2 protein-coding genes are annotated in these 2,625 nt (G+C 48.0%); one reads left to right on the plus strand and one right to left on the minus strand.

Features of this window, described 5'->3' with window-relative positions:
• Nucleotides 1-439 (plus strand): hypothetical protein (locus NNN71_RS24275; protein WP_271459546.1); only part of this gene is annotated, 439 nt, incomplete at its 5' end.
• A gap of 394 nt (nt 440-833) precedes the next feature.
• Here NNN71_RS24275 and NNN71_RS24280 read toward each other — a convergent pair.
• Nucleotides 834-2,366 carry a SpoVR family protein gene (locus NNN71_RS24280; protein ID WP_163446231.1) on the minus strand — a complete coding sequence of 511 codons (1,533 nt, stop codon included), beginning with the start codon at nt 2,364-2,366 and terminating at the stop codon, nt 834-836.
• Nucleotides 2,367-2,625 lie beyond the last annotated feature (259 nt).

Here is a 2,625-nt window from a genome sequence, read left to right on the forward strand (position 1 = left end):
ATATATGCGTGTGACGTCAGATGAGCCGCAAAAAATACTTGCTGTTTGCAATAAGCAGACGGCTGATTTTTTGAGAAAATTCAATATATTATGTATTACACCTACAGAGTCGGTGTTAAATTGGGTAGAAATTTTAAAAAAGGCCAAAGGCTATACTAAGTGGTCTGTTGCCAGCATTCCAGAGTTAGAACATCATTATTCGTCAAAGTCATTGACAAGTAGGGATTTTTTTATCCTGGAGCATTTGTGTAAAGGGTATTCGTTTGCTCAAATATCTGAACTCAGTGGTCTGGATGCAAAGATTGTTTACGCCAGACTTAGTAAGATAAAGCATGAGTTTGACTTAAAAAGGAACAACCTTCATCTTGCTTACGATTTCGTTTCAGAATCGATGGGGAATTTCCATGGTTATTATAAACAGTCAGGCTCGGCCTTTTAAAGTACAGGTTTCTCCTAATCATTTACGCCAGGTATTCTGAAACTGCCCGAAGCGGAAAGATAAAAATAAAGAACATTATTACATGGTTTCAACGCGTAGGCTGTGTGTCGGCGATAGTTATATTTATCCTTACTTAGCATAAGTCTCATGAGGGTGATGAGGTGATTTGTGACGTTCTCGTCTGGTACTCCCAGGCAAAGTGGGGGCAACCTCGACGAAATTGAAATTGAAGAAAATGCGGAAGAAGGCGAAGCAATTCATCCAGCCAGAAAAAGAGAACGGCCCAAAAGCAGGGCCGTTCTAATCTCAAAATCCCGTATTCCGTTCATTCAAGGTCACTTAAGTATACGGCGTGATAACCATATGCTTCTTTGTCGACATCGCCGCTCAGGCACTACAACGCATTTGGCCTTGGTGGGCAGCGTTCCAGCAGCTCAATGCTACCGTCAGCGTTCTGCTGCTCCAGATGTACATCAAACCCCCACAGGCGATGGACATGTTTCAGCACCTCTTTGCGGCCTTTATCCAGCGGTGCGCGGTTATGTGGCACGTAGCGCAAGGTCAACGAACGGTCGCCGCGTAGATCGACATTCCACACCTGAATATTCGGCTCAAGATTACTGAGGTTGTACTGAGAGGAGAGCTGTGAGCGGATTTCCCGATAGCCCTCTTCGTTGTGGATAGCCGAAATCTCCAGATAATTATTACGGTCGTCGTCCAGAACGGTAAACAGCCGGAAATCACGCATGATTTTCGGCGACAGGAACTGGCTGATAAAGCTCTCGTCCTTAAAATCACGCATTGCGAAGTGCAGCGTGGTCAGCCAGTCGGAACCGGCGATATCCGGGAACCAGTATTTGTCCTCTTCGGTCGGGTTCTGACAAATGCGCTTAATGTCCTGGAACATGGCAAAGCCCAGCGCGTACGGGTTGATACCGCTATACCACGGGCTATTGTAGGGTGGCTGGAACACCACGTTGGTGTGACTGTGCAGAAACTCCAGCATAAAGCGCTCGGTCACTTTGCCTTCATCGTACAGATGGTTAAGGATGGTGTAGTGCCAGAAGGTCGCCCAGCCTTCGTTCATCACCTGCGTCTGTTTCTGCGGGTAGAAATACTGGCTAACCTTACGCACGATACGCAGAATCTCGCGCTGCCACGGCTCCAGTAGCGGCGCGTTCTTTTCCATAAAGTACAGCAGGTTCTCCTGCGGCTCGGACGGGTAGCGGCGCGCGGACTCGACGGCTTTCTCTTCATCGCGCTTCGGTAGGGTGCGCCACAGCGTATTCACCTGGCTTTGCAGATACTCTTCACGGCTTTTTTGCCGCGCTTTTTCTTCCTGCATCGAGATTTTTGACGGTCGTTTATAGCGGTCAACGCCGTAGTTCATCAGCGCGTGGCACGAGTCGAGCAGACGTTCCACTTCATCCACGCCGTAGCGTTCTTCACATTCGGTAATGTATTTACGAGCGAACAGCAGATAGTCGACGATCGAACTGGCATCGGTCCAACTGCGGAACAGGTAGTTGTTTTTAAAGAATGAGTTGTGTCCGTAGCAGGCGTGCGCCATTACCAATGCCTGCATGGTGATGGTGTTCTCTTCCATCAGATAGGCAATACAGGGGTTGGAGTTAATGACAATTTCATAGGCCAGCCCTTGCTGCCCGTGCTTATACTGGCGCTCGGTCTCAATAAACTTTTTACCAAACGACCAGTGGGGGTAGTTAATCGGCATCCCGACGCTGGAGTAAGCATCCATCATCTGCTCGGAGGTAATGACTTCAATCTGATGCGGGTAGGTATCCAGTCGGTATAGCTTCGCCACCCGGTCGATTTCCGCCAGGTAGGTTTCCAGCAGCGAAAACGTCCAGTCGGGTCCATCGCTCAGACGAGTTGCATCCTTATTCATCGAGTCAATCGTAGCCATTAGCGCGCCCTCATTGTTGGCGACTCTCTCTGTCTGGAGAGCCTCTCTTCAAGAATAGAACACCGCAGAAATTCTGTAACAACCGCGTTTTCTAAACTTCATGATTTATTCATTTTAGTGGCGATATTTTTGCTCGTTCTCAGCATTTTATGCTGACAAAAAATAGCGTGCAGCAGGAGATATCAACTTCGTCGTCACCCCGCAGCATGCGTGCTGTGTGAAGTAAGTCACCATAAAAAAAGCGTATGTTGAATAATAT

It is taken from the genome of Kluyvera sp. Awk 3 (assembly GCF_028069715.1).
Taxonomy (GTDB): domain Bacteria; phylum Pseudomonadota; class Gammaproteobacteria; order Enterobacterales; family Enterobacteriaceae; genus Kluyvera; species Kluyvera georgiana_A.

Bases quoted from the DNA above. Each gene is read 5' to 3' on its own strand.
- NNN71_RS24280 (WP_163446231.1), bottom strand. From the start codon at position 2,366: ATGGCTACGATTGACTCGATGAATAAGGATGCAACTCGTCTGAGCGAT.